General features: G+C 73.0%; 16 protein-coding genes. 8 read left to right on the top strand and 8 right to left on the bottom strand.

Annotated elements, in window-relative coordinates; all coding sequences use genetic code 11:
• The first annotated feature begins 189 nt into the window (after nucleotides 1-189).
• Nucleotides 190-759 carry an NADPH-dependent FMN reductase gene (locus ACGGZK_RS03470; protein WP_395244877.1) on the top strand — a complete coding sequence of 190 codons (570 nt, stop codon included), beginning with the start codon at nucleotides 190-192 and terminating at the stop codon, nucleotides 757-759.
• Between the two features lie 177 nt (nucleotides 760-936).
• Here the strand turns inward: ACGGZK_RS03470 and ACGGZK_RS03465 are convergent, their stop codons facing one another.
• The 4 genes from ACGGZK_RS03465 to ACGGZK_RS03450 form a co-directional block, all read right to left on the bottom strand.
• A complete protein-coding gene (locus ACGGZK_RS03465; protein WP_395244876.1) occupies nucleotides 937-1,569 on the bottom strand; it encodes a LysE family translocator in 633 nt (210 codons plus the stop codon).
• Between the two features lie 74 nt (nucleotides 1,570-1,643).
• A complete protein-coding gene (locus tag ACGGZK_RS03460) occupies nucleotides 1,644-2,600 on the bottom strand; it encodes a DUF389 domain-containing protein (RefSeq protein WP_395244875.1) in 957 nt (318 codons plus the stop codon).
• 66 nt (nucleotides 2,601-2,666) lie between these two features.
• Complete coding sequence (locus tag ACGGZK_RS03455) at nucleotides 2,667-4,016, bottom strand: GNAT family N-acetyltransferase (protein ID WP_395244874.1); 1,350 nt, start codon at nucleotides 4,014-4,016, stop codon at nucleotides 2,667-2,669.
• 2 nt (nucleotides 4,017-4,018) lie between these two features.
• The gene (locus ACGGZK_RS03450; RefSeq protein ID WP_395244873.1) at nucleotides 4,019-4,783 is read right to left on the bottom strand and encodes an SOS response-associated peptidase; all 765 of its coding nucleotides are present in this window, start codon (nucleotides 4,781-4,783) and stop codon (nucleotides 4,019-4,021) included.
• A gap of 211 nt (nucleotides 4,784-4,994) precedes the next feature.
• Between ACGGZK_RS03450 and ACGGZK_RS03445 the strand changes: the two genes are divergently transcribed.
• Genes ACGGZK_RS03445 through ACGGZK_RS03425 form a run of 5 tightly spaced genes read left to right on the top strand, consistent with a single transcriptional unit; the run spans nucleotide 4,995 to nucleotide 9,814 of the window.
• Nucleotides 4,995-5,642, top strand: a complete 648-nt coding sequence (locus tag ACGGZK_RS03445; protein WP_395244872.1) for a GntR family transcriptional regulator — start codon at nucleotides 4,995-4,997, stop codon at nucleotides 5,640-5,642.
• Nucleotides 5,642-6,541 (top strand): methylisocitrate lyase, encoded by a 900-nt coding sequence (gene prpB / locus ACGGZK_RS03440; protein WP_395244871.1) that lies wholly within the window; start codon nucleotides 5,642-5,644, stop codon nucleotides 6,539-6,541. The genes ACGGZK_RS03445 and prpB overlap by 1 nt, the downstream gene beginning before the upstream one ends.
• 53 nt (nucleotides 6,542-6,594) lie before the next feature.
• Nucleotides 6,595-7,815, top strand: coding sequence for a bifunctional 2-methylcitrate synthase/citrate synthase (locus ACGGZK_RS03435; RefSeq protein WP_395244870.1), 1,221 nt, complete (start codon nucleotides 6,595-6,597; stop codon nucleotides 7,813-7,815).
• Nucleotides 7,812-9,077, top strand: a complete 1,266-nt coding sequence (locus ACGGZK_RS03430) for an acyl-CoA dehydrogenase family protein (protein ID WP_395244869.1) — start codon at nucleotides 7,812-7,814, stop codon at nucleotides 9,075-9,077. The genes ACGGZK_RS03435 and ACGGZK_RS03430 overlap by 4 nt, the downstream gene beginning before the upstream one ends.
• Nucleotides 9,074-9,814: an SDR family NAD(P)-dependent oxidoreductase gene (locus ACGGZK_RS03425; protein ID WP_395244868.1), complete on the top strand. Its 741-nt coding sequence runs from the start codon at nucleotides 9,074-9,076 to the stop codon at nucleotides 9,812-9,814. The genes ACGGZK_RS03430 and ACGGZK_RS03425 overlap by 4 nt, the downstream gene beginning before the upstream one ends.
• Nucleotides 9,815-10,017: 203 nt before the next feature.
• Here ACGGZK_RS03425 and ACGGZK_RS03420 read toward each other — a convergent pair whose 3' ends face one another.
• Genes ACGGZK_RS03420 through fadD5 form a run of 3 tightly spaced genes read right to left on the bottom strand, consistent with a single transcriptional unit; the run spans nucleotide 10,018 to nucleotide 14,247 of the window.
• Entirely contained in the window at nucleotides 10,018-11,055 is a 1,038-nt protein-coding gene (locus tag ACGGZK_RS03420) for a phosphotransferase family protein (protein WP_395244867.1), read from the bottom strand.
• Entirely contained in the window at nucleotides 11,052-12,632 is a 1,581-nt protein-coding gene (locus ACGGZK_RS03415; protein ID WP_395244866.1) for an alcohol dehydrogenase catalytic domain-containing protein, read from the bottom strand. The genes ACGGZK_RS03420 and ACGGZK_RS03415 overlap by 4 nt, the downstream gene beginning before the upstream one ends.
• Nucleotide 12,633: 1 nt before the next feature.
• Nucleotides 12,634-14,247, bottom strand: coding sequence for a fatty-acid--CoA ligase FadD5 (gene fadD5 / locus ACGGZK_RS03410; protein WP_395244865.1), 1,614 nt, complete (start codon nucleotides 14,245-14,247; stop codon nucleotides 12,634-12,636).
• A gap of 166 nt (nucleotides 14,248-14,413) precedes the next feature.
• On the opposite strand from fadD5, the gene ACGGZK_RS03405 reads away from it, so the two are divergent.
• Nucleotides 14,414-15,610, top strand: a complete 1,197-nt coding sequence (locus ACGGZK_RS03405; RefSeq protein WP_395244864.1) for a TetR/AcrR family transcriptional regulator — start codon at nucleotides 14,414-14,416, stop codon at nucleotides 15,608-15,610.
• A gap of 447 nt (nucleotides 15,611-16,057) precedes the next feature.
• Here ACGGZK_RS03405 and ACGGZK_RS03400 read toward each other — a convergent pair whose 3' ends face one another.
• Nucleotides 16,058-17,551 (bottom strand): aldehyde dehydrogenase family protein, encoded by a 1,494-nt coding sequence (locus tag ACGGZK_RS03400; RefSeq protein WP_395244863.1) that lies wholly within the window; start codon nucleotides 17,549-17,551, stop codon nucleotides 16,058-16,060.
• A gap of 152 nt (nucleotides 17,552-17,703) precedes the next feature.
• On the opposite strand from ACGGZK_RS03400, the gene ACGGZK_RS03395 reads away from it, so the two are divergent.
• Nucleotides 17,704-18,318 carry a TetR/AcrR family transcriptional regulator gene (locus ACGGZK_RS03395; protein WP_395244862.1) on the top strand — a complete coding sequence of 205 codons (615 nt, stop codon included), beginning with the start codon at nucleotides 17,704-17,706 and terminating at the stop codon, nucleotides 18,316-18,318.
• Nucleotides 18,319-18,321: the final 3 nt, after the last annotated feature.

Below are 18,321 nucleotides of genomic sequence, written 5' to 3'. Positions count from 1 at the left end.
ATCCGGCTGGGTGCGGCGTGTCGACCCTCGACACGCCGCACCTCTCCACGTTCCTCCTCATCCGGTGACGCGGCTCACCGACGCGGTCGCGTTCGGGGGCTGATACGCAAGCCCTCGCGTCGTCGGATGCCCCGGCCTAGCGTGGTGGGCGCCGGGGTCGACGGCGGCCGCGGCGAAGGGGGAACCGCCATGACCACCTACCGCGTCGGATACTTCGTCGGCAGCCTCTCGTCGACGTCGATCAACCGCACGCTCTCGAAGGCGCTCATCCGCCTTGCACCCGACGACCTCGAGTTCTCCGAGATCCCGATCGGCGACCTGCCGCTCTACAGTCCCGACTACGACGCCGACTACCCGCCCGAGGCGCTCGCCCTCAAGGAGGCGATCGCCGCGAGCGACGCGGTGCTGTTCATCACGCCCGAGTACAACCGGTCGATCCCGGGTGCGCTCAAGAACGCGATCGACTGGGCGTCGCGGCCATGGGGGCAGAACTCGTTCGACCACATCCCGGCCGCGGTGATCGGCGCATCGGCGGGGCAGATCGGCACGGCGCTCGCGCAGCAGAGCCTGCGGGCGGTGCTGAGCTTCTGCAACGCCCGCCAGATGACGGCGCCCGAGGCGTACATCCGCTTCTCGCCCGAGGTGTTCGGCGACGACGGGAGCGTCGCGGACGCCGGCACCGAGGACTTCCTCACCCGGTACATGGGAGAGTTTCGGGATCACGTCGAGCGGGTGCTGACGGTCTTGCCGCGGGCGTGACGCTCGCGACGAGGCGCACCGGATGAGGAGGAATTCGATCAGGACCGGCGTGTCGGGATCGGACACGCCGAGAGCACGCGGATTCCTCCTCATCCGGCGAGACCGCCGCTGGCCGGCGAGACCGCCGCTGGCGGCGGGGCCGCTGCCCGAGGTCTCGGCGTCGGAGGAGCGTGCTGGCTACGAGGCCGGCTGCCGTTCGAAGGCGAACTTGATGGCGAACCCGGCGAGCACCGCGCCGGAGAGCCGTCGCTGCGCGAGCATCGTCCGCGGCCGGGTGCGCAGGAATCCGGAGAGCTGGCCCGCACCGAGCACGACCAGGCCGTTCACCGCGACGCCGATGGCGATCTGCACACCGCCGAGGATGAGGAACTGGAGCCAGACCGGCCGGGAGGGATCGATGAACTGCGGCAGCACCGACGCGTAGAGGAGGGCGATCTTGGGGTTCAGCAGGTTGGTGACGAGGCCCATCCCGAAGAGTCGCAGGGGGCGGATCGGCACGATCTCGACCGGGTCGAACACCGATCGACCGCCCGGCCGCAGCATCTGCCACGCCAGGAACGCGAGGTAGATCGCCCCCGCCACCTCCACCACCACGAAGAGCGCGGGCACGGCGGCGAAGACCGCGGCGAGGCCGAACGCGGCCGCGGCCAGGTAGGCGACGAAGCCCACCGCGGTGCTGGCGAGGGCGACCAGCCCGGCTCGAGCGCCCTGGCCGATCGAGCGGGACGCCAAGTGCACCATGTTCGGGCCCGGCGTGAGCGCCATCCCCAGTTCCACCAGCGCCACTCCGAGCACTGCCGCCCAACTCACGACCACGAGTCTCCCAACCGCCGCCCCAACCCTAGTGCGCGCGAAGGCTCGGGCCCGCCGGATGCCCCCCGACCTCAGTCCGAGAGGTCGAGCGTCGTGGCGGGGATGTACTGCACGACGACCTGGTCGGGGTCTACGCCGGCATCGCGGAGGCCCTGCACGAGTGCGGTCGTGTCGGGCTCGGGCGGCGCACCCGTGACCTGGAGGAGCGCCGTCGAGCCGGTCGCGTCGAGGTCCTCGATCGTGAGGTCGTTCGTGGTCGCCCACGGCTCGGCGGCCTGGCGGACCGCTGCCTCGAGGAGTTCCTGGTCGGTCAGGCGGAGCGAGGAGGCGGCCAGCGGGACGCCGACGATCACGACCGTGACGACCGTGGTCACGATCGCCCGGACGCGGCTTCGGCTGCGGGCGGCGCCCTCGTCGAGGTCGTGCCGCTCCTTCGAGCCGACCCGGTAGAGGGCCATCACCACGACCCCCGTGGCGAGGATCGCGGCGACGTTCGTGACGAACAGGAGCAGCGCGCCGAGGGCCTCGCTCGGCGCGCCGGACTCGAGCGTCAGGCCGACCACCGTCAGCGGCGGGACGAGCGAGATCGCGATCGCGACGCCGGGCAGGGTGTCGGAGATGTCCTTCCGGACGAGCGCGATCGCGCCGACGGCACCGGTCGCGAGTGCGGCGAGCAGGTCGATGAGCGCCGGGCTCACCCGGGCGGCGACCTGTGCATTGGTCGCGGCGACGACCGGCGCCGCGACGGTCAGCCCCACGACGTACCCGACGCCGATCGATGCGGCGGCTCCCGCCACCACGAACCCCCATGACCGGAACAGGTTCGCGCGGTCGCCGACGACCGTCGCGAGCACGATGCCGAGGATCGGCGTCATCAGTGGGGCGACGATCATGGCGCCGATGACCGTGGCGTCGGAGTCGGCGACCACGCCGGCCGCTGCGATCACGCTCGCGAGTGACAGCAGCATCCAGAACCGGCTCGTCTTCGCCCCGGCCCGCTCGCCCTCGAAGAAGACGGCATCGCGCATGTCGGCGAGCGTGTTCATCGTCCCCCCAACGCGTCGCGAACCCGCATCGATGCTTCGAGTATGCCCCTACCGGTTGCGCTCGCGAGGGAGGAACGACCGCACCCGCTCCACGTGGAAGCGCAGTGGATGGGCGGAGGTGTCGCGGGGGCGCGAGGCATCCGGCAGCTCGTAGAGGTCGAGCATGAGCTGCACGGGGTAGTCGATCGACTGCACCACGGTCTTCACCCAGCGCCCGTCGATGAAGAAGCGCAGCCGGTCGGGCGACCACTCGACGGCGTAGTCGTGCATCTCGGTGAGGTCGCCCTCGACGCGCACCTGCTCGAAGTCGGTCGTCAGCCGCGGGTCGTTCTGGTGCTTCACACCGACGCCGACGAGGCCGCCGGTGTCGTCGAGGTCGGAGCCGAAGATCTCGGCGATGCAGATCTCGCCGCAGTCGTCGGGGGAGTCCTCGAAGCCGATCGGCCAGAGCGCGACGAGGGCGTTCGGATGCCGCACCGCGGCGAACCTCGCCTCGATGACGCCGTGGCGGGGGAGCCAGAGCCGCCGCTCGGGCTGGGCCTCGCGCACGACGAGCCCGTCGCGGTAGCGGTGCTGGCCCAGTGCGCTGCCGACGGGGCCCGACCACTGCCCGGTCTGCAGGTGCGAGACGCGCACGTCACCGTCGTATTCGGGCGACCACGGCGGGGTGTCGGCGTCGATGCGGAGGGTGAGGCCGCCGGCACCGCCGGCACCGTTCGCGCCGTCGGCGCTCCCGAGGTCGTACCGCGCGGCCGTGGTCTCCCGTGACGCCCAGTGCGGCGTGTAGTACGGCCACCAGCGGTCGGGGTCGAGGCCGCCGCCGTCGAACCGTTCGTCGAGCTCGGCGCCGTCCGGGGCGGCGCCGTCGAACCGTTCGTCGACGTGGGCCACCCGCCCATCGAGGTCGAGCGGCGACAGGTCGAGCACCCACGTGTTGAACTCGAGCACGGTTCCGCGCCACGGCATCGAGTCGCTGCCGCGGTGCTCGAACCCGGCCTTGCGGCAGAGCGCGTTGGAGGCGGGGTTCTCGACGCCGGGGTAGGCGACGAGCAGGTGCCGGTCGCCGAGGTCGGCGACCTTCCGCACCACCTGGTGGAGCGCCTCCCGGGCGACGCCGCGCCCCTGCCACGCCGGGTCGACGCCCCAGCCCGTCTCGTACGCCGGCGCGCCGTCGTGTTCGATGGGCCACCAGCCGATGCTGCCGGCCGGTTCGCCGTCGACCTCGATGACGAACATGCGAGAGGTGCCGGACTCCCAGCCGCGCAGGTACCGCGCCTGTCGGTCGACGAGCTGATCCTCGGTCTCGGGGCCGCCGAGGAACCGGGTCTGCTCGGGCGTATTCGCGCGTTGGAGCACGGGCAGGTCGTCGGCGCCCCAGCGGCGCAAAGTGACGACCACGTTCAGTCGAGCAGCGTCGGCTGCTCGGGGGCTGCGCCACTACCGGGCGCGGCGCCGGCCTCGTCGCCGAGCGGCTCGATGAGCGTCGGGTCGCCGGGATCGATGCGCCGATGGTTGTTCACCCTGGGGTCGACCTCGTACTCGGTGATCGTCGGCGCGACCCGGTCGGACGCGGCGACCAGCCAGTCCACCATCGCCTGCATGCCGCCCGCGTCGAGCTTCGCCGGGTCGAGGTAGTGGTCGACCTCGTCGAGCGGCACGTACACCGGCATGCGGTCGTGCACCTCGCCCGAGGCATCCCGCGCTTCGCGCGTGATGATCGAGGTCGAGACCTGCCAGTTGCCGTCGTCGAGCTTGCGCGCCGTCGAGATGCCGGCGGCGGCGAGCAGCTCGCCGGAGCCGTGCAGGTAGTGCGCCCGCTTCTTGCCGGGCTCGCCCGTCCACTCGTAGTAGCCGCGCATCGGCACGATGCACCGCCCGCTCGCGAAGGCGCCCTTCCAGAGCCCGTTCGTCGCGACGGTCTCGATGCGGCTGTTGAACTGCGGCCGCTTCGACTCCTTCATGAACGAGGGGTGGAAGTTCCACACCGCCGGCTCAAGGCGCCGCGTGAACTCGCCGGTCTCGCGGTCGGCCCGCTCGCGCACGATGGGCACGACGTCGGTCGGCGCGAGGCTGTAGCGCGGCTCCCACTCGGGGAAGTCGTCCTCCGCGTCGAACACGTCGGTCAGGTCGGTGACCTTCTGCGAGACGACGTACCTGCCGCACATGGCGGGCCTCCTCCTTCGTCGGGGACGGATGGATCGGATCGATGCATCGCATGCTTCGAACGGATGCTCCGCCCAGCGTCGCACGAGCCGCCGACGTCGGCATCCGCGGATCGCGCTGTGTATGCGCACTGGGCTGTCTTGGGCGTCACTTGCGGTCGCAACGCGGCGAGTGTATACATAACGCGACACCGGGAACGCGAGGGGAGGCCGCATGCGGCAGGGCGAACGCGCCTACGCGACGCTGCTCGACGAGATCCAGCGCGGCGACCTCGCGCCCGCGACCGTGCTCGGCGAGGTCGAGCAGGCCGCCCGCCTCGGCGTCAGCCGCACGCCGCTCCGCGAAGCGCTCACCCGCCTCGAGGCCGACGGCCTCGTCGTGCAGCGCTCGCCCCGCGTCACCGTCGTCGCCGACCTGCCCGTCTCGCGCATCCGGCAGCTCTTCGAGGTGCGCCGCGCACTGGAGGAGCAGGCCGCCCGGCTCGCCGCCGAACGCGGCGACGCCGCGACCTTCGCCGCGCTCGCCGACGAGTTCGCCGAGGCCGGCGTCGCCGGCCTCGCCGGGGAGGACGAGGTCGAGGCGTACTACCGGCTCATCGCCCGGTTCGACGTCGCCCTCGATGCGGCCGTCGCCAACGAGTTCCTCACGCAGGCGCTGCGCACGGTGCGCACGCACCTCGTGCGCGTGCGGCGACTCGCGAAGGACCATCCCGACCGGCTCGAGGCATCCGTCGTCGAGCACCGGCTCATCGCGTCGGCCATCGCCGCACGCGACGCCGACCTGGCCGCGCACGCGACCCACGTGCACCTGCACAACGCCCTGGCGAGCGTGCTCGCCGGACTCCCGGAAGGACATCCCTGATGCTGTACGCCCAGACTCCCGCCCACGAGAAGCGCCGCGCGTTCCGCGAGCGGCTCGCGTCGGGCGAGCTGCTGCGCTTCCCGGGCGCGTTCAACCCGCTGTCGGCGCGGCTCATCGAGCAGCGCGGCTTCGAGGGCGTCTACGTCTCGGGCGCCGTGCTGAGCGCCGACCTCGGCCTGCCCGACATCGGACTCACCACCCTCACCGAGGTCGCCGGCCGCGGCAAGCAGATCGCCCGCATGACCGACCTGCCCGCCATCATCGACGCCGACACCGGCTTCGGCGAGCCGATGAACGTCGCCCGCACCGTGCAGGAGATGGAGGACGCCGGGCTCGCCGGCCTCCACATCGAGGACCAGGTCAACCCGAAGCGCTGCGGCCACCTCGACGGCAAGCAGGTCGTCGACGACCAGACCGCGCTCCAGCGCATCGCCGCCGCCGTCGACGCCCGCCGCGACGGGAACTTCCTCATCATGGCGCGCACCGACATCGCCGCCGTCGACGGCCTCCAGGCCGCCATCGACCGGGCCAAGGCCCTCGTCGACGCCGGCGCCGACGCCATCTTCCCCGAGGCGATGCGCTCGCTCGCCGAGTTCGAGGCCATGCGCGCCGCGGTCGACGTGCCGCTGCTCGCCAACATGACCGAGTTCGGCAAGAGCGAGCTCTTCACCGTCGACCAGCTGCGCGACGTCGGCATGAACATCGTCATCTGGCCGGTGTCGCTGCTCCGCCTCGCCATGGGCTCCGCGATGCGCGGGCTCGACGAGCTCGAGGCATCCGGCAACCTGACCGCGAAGCTCGGCGAGATGCAGCACCGTGCCGAGCTCTACGAGCTCGTCGACTACGAGGGCTACAACCACTTCGACACCGACATCTTCAACTTCACGATCCAGCGCTGACGGCCGCCGTCGGCGCCACGGGACGCGAACACCGCCATCACGAAGGAGTGAGCATGACCGACCCGCACCAGATCCGGAAGGGCCTCGCCGGCGTCGTCGTCGACACGACGGCGATCTCGAAGGTGAACCCCGAGACGAACTCGCTGCTGTACCGCGGATACCCCGTGCAGGAGCTCGCCGCAACCCAGCCGTTCGAGGCCGTCGCGCACCTGCTCTGGCACGGCGACCTGCCGACCGAGGCCGAGCTCGCCGACCTGCGGCGAGAGGAGCGGATGCATCGTGCGCTCACGCCGGCCGTGCGGGCGGTCATCGACGGGCTGCCGCTCGAGGTGCATCCGATGGACGAGGTGCGCACGGCCGTGAGCGTGATCGGAGCAGTGGAGGCGGCCGGGTCGGTCGACGGTTCGGGCTCGGTGCTCGACGCGAGCGCGAGCCCGGCGGAGAACCTGGCGCGGAGCATCCGCCTCTTCGCCGCCCTGCCCGCGATCGTCGCCTACGGCCAGCGCCGCCGGCGCGGCCTCGAGCCGATCGAACCGCGCGACGACCTCGACTACGCCGCGAACTTCCTCTGGATGACGTTCGGCGAGGAGCCGCACCCGATCGTCGTCGACGCGTTCAACCGGTCGATGGTCCTCTACGCCGAGCACTCGTTCAACGCCTCGACCTTCACCGCGCGCGTCATCACCTCGACGATGAGCGACCTGCACTCGGCGGTCGTCGGCGCGATCGGCGCGCTCAAGGGGCCGCTGCACGGCGGGGCCAATGAGGCGGTGCAGCACACGCTCGCCGAGATCGGCTCGCCCGATGCGGTGAGCGGATGGCTCGACGACGCGCTCGCCGAGAAGCGGAAGATCATGGGCTTCGGCCACCGCGTCTACAAGCGCGGCGACTCGCGCGTGCCCACCATGCAGGCGGCGCTCGACGCGCTCGTCGAACACTACGAGCGGCCGGATGTCGCGGAGCTGACCTCGACCCTCGAAGCCGAGTTCGTGGCGCGCAAGGGCATCTACCCGAACCTCGACTACCCGTCGGGCCCGGCCTACGCGCTGATCGGGTTCGACACGCTCACCTTCACGCCGATCTTCGTCGCGTCGCGGGTGACCGGATGGACGGCGCACATCCTCGAGCAGGCCGCGTCGAACGCGCTCATCCGGCCGCTGTCGGCGTACGACGGGCCGGCGGAGCGACACGTCGAGGGGTACGTGCCGGATGCGGCGGAGCTCGCGGTGGCACGCGCGAACGCCGAGCGGGCGGAGGAGGCGCTGGGCGCATGAGCGGGGCGGCGGGTCCCGCGTCCGTCGACGTCGACGACCTCGTCCGGCGCATCCGCTCGTTCATCGCCGACGTCGTGCTGCCCGTCGAGGACGCGCACGACGGCGACCTCGCCGCCGCCGGCGGCGACGGGTTGCGTCGGGAACTCCAGCAGGCCGCGCGCGCGGCCGGCGTCTTCGCGCCGCATGCTCCGACGGAGTACGGCGGCTTCGCGCTCGGCATGCGCGATCGGAACCGTCCGTTCCAGGCGGCCGGGTACGCGCTGTTCGGGCCGACCGCGCTGAACATCCAGGCGCCCGACGAGGGCAACCTGCACCTGCTCGACCGGGTCGCGACGCCGGAGCAGCGCGAGCGGTACCTCGCGCCGCTCGCCCGCGGCGACGTGCGGTCGGCGTTCGCGATGACCGAGCCGCACCCCGGCGCCGGGGCCGATCCGCGCGCGCTCGCCACCCGGGCCGAGCGCGTCGACGGCGGCTGGCGCATCTCGGGGGCGAAGACGTTCATCACCGGCGCCGACGGCGCTTCCTTCTTCATCGTCATGGCCCGCACGTCGGGTTCGCCGGGCGACGCGGGCGGCGCGACGCTCTTCCTCAGCCCCGCCGACGCCCGCGGCATCGACGTCGGGCGGCACGTGCCGACCATCGACCGGTCGATGCTCGGCGGCCACTGCGACGTGACCTTCGACGAGCTGTTCGTGCCGGACGACGGCGTGCTCGGCGAGGTCGACGGGGGCATGACGGCGATCCAGGTGCGGCTCGGCCCGGCGCGGATGACCCACGCCATGCGCTGGCTCGGCGCCGCGATGCGGGCGCACGACGTCGCCGTCGCGGCGGTCGGGGAGCGCGACCTGTTCGGCCATCGCCTCGGCGACCTCGGACTCGCGCAGCAGCTCATCGCCGACAACGAGCTCGACCTGGCGTCGAGCCAGGGCCTCATCGAGCGGGCGTGCGCCGACCTCGACACCGGGGCGGATGCCTCGCTCTCGACGTCGCTCGCGAAGGTGCACGTCGCCGAGGCCGTCGGGCGCATCGTCGACCGCTCGATGCAGCTCTGCGGCGGCCGGGGCATGAGCCGTGACCTGCCGCTCGCGCGCCTCCAGGCGGAGGTGCGGCCGTTCCGCATCTACGACGGGCCGAGTGAGACGCACCGGTGGTCGGTCGCGAAGCGGGTGCTGCGGGGGAGCCGCGACGGGGTCGCGCCGAGCGACCGGCTGCTCGGGGCGGCGGGCTCCGCGACGGGCTCCGCGGCGGGGGCCGGGCGATGACCGCGCGCCTCGCCGTCGTCACGGGCGGGTCGCGCGGCATCGGGTTCGGCATCGCGATGCGGCTCGCGGCCGACGGGTGGGCGCTGCTCGTCACGGCGCGCGACGCCGACCGGCTGGCCGCGGCTCGCGCCGAGCTGCTCGCCGCGGGCGCGGCCGGCGTGCGCACGGTCACGGCCGACCTCGCCGCCGACGCCGGCGTCCAGGCGATCGTCGACGCCGCCGTCGAGTGGACCGACCGGGTCGACGCGCTCGTGCTGTCGGCCGGCGTCGGCACCGCCGGGCCGGTCGCCACCCTGCCGGTCGCCCGGTACGACAAGACCTTCGCCGTCGACGTGCGGGCGCCGTTCCTGCTGCTGCAGGGGATGCTGCCACAGCTCCGGGCGGCGGCAGCGGCGAACCCGGCCCTCGGAGCCAGGGTCGTCGCGCTCGCCTCGATCACCGGCGTCCACGCCGAACCCGGGCTCGCCGCCTACGGCGCCGCGAAGGCCGCGCTCATCTCGCTGCTCGAGACGTTCAACGCGGAGGAATCGGTCGGTGGGGTCAGCGCGACGGCGATCTCGCCCGGGTACGTCGACACCGACATGTCGGCCTGGACGCGGGGGACGGTGCCGCAGGACGCGATGATCCCGGTCGACGACATCGCCGAGCTGGCCGCCGGCCTGCTGCGGTTGAGCGCTCGGAGCGTCATCCCGAACGTGGTCGTCGGGCGCGCGGGCGGCGACGGGCGACGCGCCTGACCCCGACGCTGCTGCGCCGCTCGCCGCGCCGACGCGCGCCGCTCGCCGCGCCGACGCGCGCGGACGCGAATCGCCGCTTCGGCGTGGGCATTGCGGCGATTCGCGTCCGCGCGTGGGTGAACGCGTCGCGGGGCTGGGCGATCGGAGCGCAGAGGCAACGGCAGGGGACAGGGGCGGTGAAGGGACGGCGCGACGGGGCGCGGTCAGCGGGCGATGCGTGCGGCCGCCGCGGCGATCAGCGCGGGCACGCCCTCCGTGAGGCCCGGGGCGAAGGTCGTGTCATCCGGCCGCTCGCCGCGCAGCCAGCGCGTGTGGATCGCCTCGCAGAAGACCGCGCCCTTCCAGAGCGCGAAGGCCTGGTACCAGTCGAGGTCGTGCACGGCGACGCCGGAGGCGCGCTCGTACCGGTCGGCGAGCTCCGCGCGCGTCGGGAAACCCGGCAGTCGGGTCACCGGCGTCAGGTCGAGCGGCGTCGGCGGCGAGCCCGCTTCGGCGTAGGTCGCGAGGAAGTAGCCGAGGTCCGCCAGCGGATCGCCGAGCGTCGCCATCTCCCAGTCGAGGATCGCGGCCACGGTCGGCGGCCCAGCGGGCCGGTAGAGCAGGTTGCCGATGCGGAAGTCGCCGTGCACGACCGCCGCGCGGCCGGATGCCGGCACATGGGCGGCGAGCCATCCCGCGACCTCGTCGAAGCCGTCGACCTGCCGCGTCGTGTTGCCCGGCCACAGCGAGGCGAACCGCGACACCTGCCGCTCGAGGAAGCCGGCCGGGCGGCCGATCGAGGCGAGCGGGCCGGATGCCACGTCGACCCGGTGCAGCGCCGCGAGGGCGTCGACCGCCGCCTCCGCGAGGCCGCGCCGGTCTTCGGCTGCATCGAACGCGGCCGGGAGCTCGTCGCCGATGACGATGCCCGGCACGAGGTCCATCACGTAGAACGGCACCCCGAGCACGGACTCGTCGTCGCAGACCGCGCGCACGCGCGGCACCGGCAGGCCGGTCGGCGCGAGCAGGTCGAGGATGCGGGCCTCGCGGAGCATGTCATGGGCCGATGGCGGGTACGGCGGGCGAGGACCGCGTCGCAGCACCACGCGCTCGCCGCCGCGCGCGACGAGGTACGTCAGGTTCGACTGGCCGTCGCCGATGCGGGTCGCCTCGATCGGCCCGGCGCCCGTGCCGATGCCGTGCTCGTCGAGGAACGCGCGCACCGCGTCGGGGGCGAGGAGCGGGGGCGTCGCGGTCGTCACGCGCCGGGCTCCGACGCACGTTCGAGCACGAAGTGGAACAGCCGGCCGTCGTCGCGCGCGTCGCGCCCGTGCATCACGCCGAGCACGGCGTCGGGCGAGATCCGCGTGAAGCAGTCGACGATCGGCAGGCCGTCGTAGACCATCGCGGCGGTGCGCACGCCGTCGCGCTCGACCGTCCAGAGCGAGGCGCCGCCGCGGGCGAACGAGGTGTCGGCGACGAGGGCGCCGTCGGCGGTGCGGCACACGATCGGGTCGACGTCGTCGTCGGACCGGAACCGCTTGCCCACCCAGCCGAGCCGGTCGAGCAGGCGCTCCGCCCGGTGGCCGGTCGTCACGGCCCAGCCGGTCCAGAGGCCGCGCAGGTCGGATGGCTCGACGGGCGGGAGCGACCGCCAGAGGGCGGCGAGGGCGTCGTCGTCGAGGGTGCGCGTTCGGAGGAGGGTGAGGAGGGCGCTTCCACCGCTGGTCGAGGAGGCGCGGAGCGCCGACTCGAGACCCGGGGCGACCAGCACCGCCTTCACGACGTGGCCGGCGCGGGCGTCGGCGACGGCACGGTCGACCTCGTCGAACGGGTACTCGGTGACGAGCCGCTCGACGGGCAGCAGCCCGGCCCGCCACAGCGCGACGAGTCGCGGGATGTCCCGCGCGAGCACGGCGTCGCCCTCGATCACGCCCGTCAGCGTGCGGCCCCAGAGCAGCCGGCCCTGCGCGACCTCGACGCGGTTCGCGCCGGGGCGGAGCGCGACCGTGGCGCACACGCCGCGCGGCGCGAGCGCCGCCAGCGCCTGGTCGATCGCGGCCTGGGAGCCGACGGTGTCGAGCACGCGCGACACCGGCCCGGCCCTGCGGAGCAGGTCGGCGAGTTCCTCGGGCGCGACCGCCGCCGTCGCCCCGAGCTCCAGCGCGAGCGTGCGCCGAGCCTCGAGCGGGTCGCTCACGACGACCCGACCGCAGCCCGTCGCGACGGCGGCCATCACCGCCGAGAGCCCGACCGCGCCGGCGCCGAGCACCAGCAGCGCGTCGTCGGGACCGGGCCGCAGCACGTTGAGCACGGTGCCCGCCCCGGTCAGCACGCCGCAGCCGAGTGGTGCGGCGACGCTCGGCGGGACATCCGCCTCGACCGCGACGGCGTTCGACTCGCGCGCGAGCACCCGAGTCGCCCAGGCCGACTGCGCCATCCAGCCGGTCGTGAGCGGCTCGCCGGTGGCGGCGACCGCGAGGGCGTCGCGCACCGGCGCGCGATTGAGCGCACCGAAGCGGTCGCAGTACGCGGGGTGCCCGTCGCGGCACGCCCGGCACGCCCCGCACGAGTCGAAGCCGAGCACCACCCGGTCGCCGGGGCGGAGGCGCGAGACATCCGGCCCGACCGCCTCCACGACGCCCGCGCCCTCGTGGCCGAACACCGCAGGCAGCGGGTACCCGGCGTCGGCGTCGATCGCGACGAGGTCGGTGTGGCACACCCCCGACGCGAGGATGCGCACGAGCACCTCGCCGGCACGCGGCTCGGCGACCGTCACCTCCTCGAGCTGCGGGGCCGCACCCGGCGCCCGCACGACGACGGCGACGTCGGACGCCACGTCAGGCCGACGCCGTCTCGCGGTCGGACTCGGTCTCGCGCTCCGCGATGCGCTCGCGATCGGCGGCACGCAGCGCGACCTTGTTCACCTTGCCGCCCGCGTTGCGGGCGATCGCCTCGACCGGCACGAGCGCCTTGGGGTGCTTGTAGCGGGCGAGCTTGTCGCCGAGCCAGCCCTGCAGCTCGTCGAGCACCAGCTCCTCGCCGGGCGCGACCACCACGACCGCCACCGGGATCTCGCCCCAGCGCTCGTCGACCCGCCCGACCAGTGCGACGTCGAGCACCTTCGGGTGCGCGTAGAGCACGTTCTCGACCTCGGCGCAGTACACGTTCTCGCCGCCGGAGATGATCATGTCCTTCTTGCGGTCGACGACCCAGACGAAGCCCTCCTCGTCCTGGCGGACCAGGTCGCCGGAGTGGAACCATCCGCCCGCGAACGCCTCGGCCGTCTCCTCGGGCTTGCGCCAGTACCCCTGCATGAGGTTCGGGCCGCGGTACAGGATCTCGCCGACCTCGCCGGGCGCGACGTCGTTCAGCTCGTCGTCGACCACGCGCACCTGCATCGTCGCGAGCGGCTTGCCGACCGATCCGATCTTGCGGTGCGAATCGGCGCCCTTCAGTACGCAGGTGATGGGGGAGAGCTCGGTCTGCCCGAACACCGCGACGATCGTCGCCTCGGGGAACGTGTCGGCCATGGTGCGCAGCAGCGTCTCGGAGGCGGGCGCCGCGCCCCAGCTGATGATGCGCAGCGCGAGGTCGCGCTGCTTCACGGTCGGGTCGGCGCAGATCACCTGCCACTGCTGCGGCACGTTGAAGACGATGGTGGCGCGCTCGCGTTCCCATGCGTCGAGCAGCTCGCTCGGGTTGAACGCGCCGAGCGGGTGGATGACGGTCGGGATGCCGAGGATGAAGTTCGACGCGATCGAGCCGAGCCCGGCGATGTGGAACAGCGGGGCGGTGAGGAACGCGATGTCGCTCTCGTCGAACACGTCGTTCGCGCGGATGCACGTGACGGCCTGGGCGAACATGTTCACGTGGTCGAGCACGGCGCCCTTCGGGCGGCCGGTCGTGCCCGACGTGTAGACGATGAGGCACGGGGTGTCCTCGGGGACGTCGGGTGCCTCGAAGCCGTCGAGCGGCTCGGCGACGAGGTCTTCGAACGACTCCTGCCCGTCGCCCGCCTCGCCGATCACGATCACGCGACGGATCCGGTCGGTGATGCCCGCGACCGCGCCGACGAGCGGCGCGAGCGGCGCCTCGACGACGATCACGTCGGCATCGGCGTCGTCGACGATGTAGGCGATCTCGGGCGGCGTGAGGCGGAAGTTGATCGGCACGGCCATCGCGCCGAGGCGGTTGATGCCGAAGACGGCCTCGACGACCTCGGGTCGATTGAGCGTGAGCAGCAGCACGCGGTCGCCGAAGGCGACGCCACGGCGCTCCAGGGCGGCCGCGAACCCGTCCATGCGACGGGCGACGTCGCCCCAGGTCCACGGCTTGCCGACGAACCGGAAGGCGGTGGCATCGGGCTTCATGACGGCGTGGCCGGCGACCTGGTTCATCCAGTGGTTGCGGCGTGCGGACGAGGGGATGGCGGGTACGCCAGGGAGACTCATCAGGACCTCTCAACGTCTTCGCCCACGTCGCGTCCTTGCGACGAGGTGCCACCGAGTATGCCAGTCGCGCGGCCGGATGTCACGACTTTTGTTAATCGTGATTCACATGGGCTCGCGGGCCGATCGCACGGCGTGGTGCGGGCATCCGGCGAGTAGGGTGAACGGCATGTCGAACGCCGCGCACCGGGTCGAGGCATCCGTGCGCCGCCGGCCGCGCGACCGCCGCCAGCAGATCGAGGCCGCTGCCGCCCTCGCGTTCGCCGAGCGCGGCTACCACCAGGTGAGCATGCAGGAGGTCGCCGCGGCCGTCGGCATCTCGGCGCCCGCGCTGTACCGGCACTTCCCGAACAAGTACGCCCTGTTCTCGCGGACGGTCTTCGACCTCGCGCACCGGCTGGTCGAGGCGACCGAGGGCGGGGCGGATGCCTCGGGCGCGGAGCTGCTCGACGCGCGGCTCGACGCCCTCATCACGACCACCATCGAGTTGCGCGCCACCGGCGGCGTGTACCGCTGGGAGGGGCGCTACCTCGAGCCCGACGATCGCGTGCGGCTGTTCGGCGAGTTCCGCATCGTGCGCGAGCGCATCGCGACGCCGTTCGCGGAACTCCGGCCCGAGCTGTCCGACGAGGACCGCGACCTGCTCGTCTGGGCCGCGCTCGCCGCGATCGCGAGCATCACCGCGTACCGCGCGGTCGTGTCGGCCAGGGCGCTCCGCGACCTGCTCGCCGACGCCGCCCACCGCCTGCTCGCCGCCGACCTCCCCGCCGACGACGGCGCCGAACGCCGCCTCGCCGCGACCCCGGCCGCGTCGAGCCGGCGCGAGAAGCTCATCGCCGAGGCGATCGCGCTGTTCCACGCCCGCGGCTACCACGAGGTCGGCATGGAGGAGATCGCCGCGGCCGCCGGCCTCACCGCCTCGGGCGTGTACCGGCACTTCGACGGCAAGTCGGCGCTGCTGCTCGAGGCGTGCGAGCGGGCGGCGCGCCAACTTGAGGCCGCGACGCTCACCGCGCGGGCCGCGTCGTCGAGCCCCGACGAGGTGCTGCGCGCCCTCTGCGACGACTACGTGCGCCACAGCTTCGAGCACGCGCAGCTCATGGGGGTCTACGCCTCCGACGTCGGCGCGCTCGACCCGGACGACCGCCGCCGGCTGCGGGCGCTCCAGCGGGCCTACGTCGCCGAATGGGTCGAGGAGCTCGTGCGCGCCCGCCCCGAGCTGAGCGCCCGCGACGCCCTCGTGCTCGTGCACGCCGGCTTCAACGTCGTCGCCGACGTCGGCTCGGCCCTGCGGCACCGCACGAACCCCGCGACCTCCCGTCGCGTGAGCAGCCTCCTCCGCGTCACCCTCGGCCTCGACGGCTGACCGGGGCGGAGCCGGCGCCCCACCGCGCGGTCGCCGCGCGGTTGCCGCCCGGTCGCCGCGCATCGCCCCATCCGCTGCGTGGACGGACTTCTTTCCGCGCCGACGAACGAACGAGACGCGCGGCGACCGTTTCCCGATTCCGGTATGCCCATTCCGCCTCATCGCTGAGGTCACCGCTGAGGGGGAACCGGCATAACGAGAGCGGAAACATGCGCTGGTGGCTGGTGGCTGGTGGCTGGTGGCTGGTGGCTGGTGGCTGGTGGCTGGTGGCTGTGGCTGGTGGCCGGTGCCTCTGATGGGTGGCTGATGGCTGATGGCTCATGGCTGATGGCGAGGGGCCGCCGACCCGACCGGGCCGCCCACGCTTCGGACCACTCGTCTCGCGCCGGACCAGTGAGATCCGGGGTCCAAGGCGAAACGAATGGTCCGAACGGGGCGGTGGACGCGTCAGCCCTTGCCGTGCAGTATCGGGAGGAGCTTCGCGACGAGGTGCATGTCGCGGTCGGAGCGCTCCAGGCTGAGCAGGTTCAGCGCCGCCTTGCGGGTCTGGCGGGCGATCGACTTGGGGGTGCTGAACTCGCGCAGGCCGTCGGCGCCGTGGATGCGGCCGAAGCCCGAGCCCTTCACGCCGCCGAACGGCAGCGCGCCGACGGCGGCGAAGCCGAGGACCGAGTTGATGGTGACGACGCCCGAGCGGAGCCGGGCGGCGGTCGCCTCGCCGAGGTGCGTGTCGCGGGTGAACACCGAGGCGCCGAGGCCGTAGTCGGTCGCGTTCGCCCGCTCGACGGCCTCGTCGATGGATGCCACGGTGTTGATGACGACCGTCGGGCCGAAGGTCTCGTGGCAGACGGCGTCGCTGTCCTCGGGCACGTCGGCGAGCACGATCGGCGTGACGAGGCGGTCGCCGACGGAGTCGAGCCCGCCGTACACGGCGGTGCCGCCCTTCTCGAGGGCGTCGGCGACGTGCCTCGACACGACCTGCGCCTGCGACGGAAGCGTCATCGGGCCGTACGTCGCCGACTCCCCGCCGGCCTGGATGCGCTTCGCGCGCTCGACGACCTTCGCGGTGAGCGCCTCGGCGACGGGCTGCTCGACGTAGACGCGCTCGACGCCGACGCAGGTCTGACCGGCGTTGCCCATCGCGCCGAACACGACGAAGTCGGCGGCCGCGTCGAGGTCGGCGTCGCGGGCGACGATGAGCGCGTCCTTGCCGCCGCACTCGGCGACGAGCGGCGTGAGGGTCTCGGCGCAGGCCGCCATGACCCGCTTCGCGGTGGCGGTCGATCCGGTGAACGCGACCTTGTCGACGCCGGCGGCGACGAGCGCCCGGCCCGTGCCGCCGTCGCCGGTCGCGACCTGCAGCACGGGCCGGTCGCACACCTCGGCCCACTTGCCGGCGATCCACACGGCGGTGCCGGGAGTGAGCTCGCTCGGCTTGAACACGACCGCGTTGCCCGCGGCGAGGGCGTACGAGATGGAGCCCATCGGCGTGTAGAACGGGTAGTTCCACGGCCCGATGACCCCGACGACGCCGTACGGCTCGTAGCCGACCGACGCGTGCTGGTTGTAGTTCATGAGCCCGGCCTTGACGCGGCGGCGGCGCAGCACCGGCTCGGCGTGCTTGGCGGCCCAGTCGAGGTGGCCGAGCGTCAGCATGACCTCGAGCAGGGCGTCGCCCTCGGGCTTGCCGGTCTCGCGCGAGATCGTTGCGACGAGTCCCTGGGCGTCGCGGGCGATCGCCGCCTTCCACGCGCCGAGCACGCGGCGGCGGCCGGCGAAGCCGAGCCCGGCCCACCAGGCGGCGGCCTCGTGCGCCCGTTCGACGATCGCGGCCACGCCGGCGACGTCGACGACGGGGTACGACTCGATCGGCGTGCCGTCGCGCGGATCGACGGTCGTGTAGGTGGTGGCGACGGACTGGTCGTCGGACGTCAGGGTCATGGCACGTCTCCTTGCTCATCGTCGAGCGGCTCATCGTCGAGCGGTGGGGGGCACAAGTGAATCCGCATTCACAGTACGACCCGCGCATCGCCACCGCAAGGAGGGGCAGCCTGATTTTTGAATCTTCGTTAGACTTCTCTCGGGAGGCAGGGATGGTCACCGAAGCGAACGAGACGACCACGTCGAAGTCGATGCGCACCAGGCAGCGCATCCTCGACGCGGCCGCCGCCGTGCTCAGCCGCAAGGGCTACGCCGGCACCCGGCTGAGCGACGTCGCCGACGTCGCCGGCGTGCAGGCCCCCGCCATCTACTACTACTTCGGCTCCCGCGACGACCTCGTCGAGGAGGTCATGTGGGCCGGCGCCCACCACGTGCGCGTGCACGTCGAGGAGACGCTCGCCGCGCTGCCCGCCGACGCCGACCCGCTCGACCGCATCCTCGCCGGTGTCGAGGCGCACCTGCGGTACGAGCTCGAGATCTCCGACTACGCAACGGCGTCGATCCGCAACGCCGGCCAGGTGCCCGAGCACCTGCGCGTCCGACCCGCCGCCGAGGAGGGCGCGTACAGCAAGCTCTGGCGCGACCTGTTCCGCGAGGCGCAGGAGCGCGGCCGCATCCGCCCCGACGTCGACATCAACGTGGTGCGCCTGCTCCTGCTCGGTGCGATGAACTGGGCGGTGGAGTGGTGGAACCCCCGCACCCGCTCCCTCGAAGACCTGGTGCGGTCGACGCAGGACCTCGTGCGCCACGGCGCGGGCGCGGCCTGACGG

The organism is Agromyces sp. MMS24-K17, assembly GCF_043950245.1.
GTDB lineage: Bacteria > Actinomycetota > Actinomycetes > Actinomycetales > Microbacteriaceae > Agromyces.
The sequence above is the reverse complement of the archived record's forward strand: the minus strand, read 5'-3'. Positions and strand labels throughout refer to the sequence as shown.